Genomic DNA, 338 nt, shown 5'->3' with positions numbered 1-338 from the left:
TCTTTTTTGCCAAGGATAAGTTTGCATCTGGCTGTGGCTGGCCAAGTTTCTCCCGTCCCATTGCCAAAGATGTGGTCCACTATTACCAGGACCATAGCCACGGAATGGAGCGGATCGAAGTTCGTTCCCGCTCAGGCAATGCCCATCTCGGCCATGTCTTCACCGATGGACCCAAAGACCAAGGTGGCCTTCGCTATTGTATCAATTCGGCCTCTCTGCGCTTTATTCCAAAAGAAGAGATGGAGCAAGAAGGATATGGTTATTTGGCAAAAGCATTGAGATAATAGAAAAGCATCTTAGAAACTTTCCTTAGGTGAGTACGGACGTCAGCGAACTTC

At 47.9% G+C, this 338-nt stretch carries 1 protein-coding gene; it reads left to right on the top strand.

The features are described from left to right. Nucleotides 1–284: peptide-methionine (R)-S-oxide reductase MsrB (gene msrB / locus SPADD19_RS11110; RefSeq protein ID WP_128861649.1), on the top strand; the 284-nt coding region annotated here is incomplete at its 5' end. Nucleotides 285–338: the final 54 nt, after the last annotated feature.

This window comes from Streptococcus parasanguinis (genome assembly GCF_001578955.1).
In the GTDB taxonomy this organism is placed as follows: Bacteria; Bacillota; Bacilli; order Lactobacillales; family Streptococcaceae; genus Streptococcus; species Streptococcus parasanguinis_U.
This window is presented reverse-complemented; position numbering and strand designations above follow the sequence as displayed.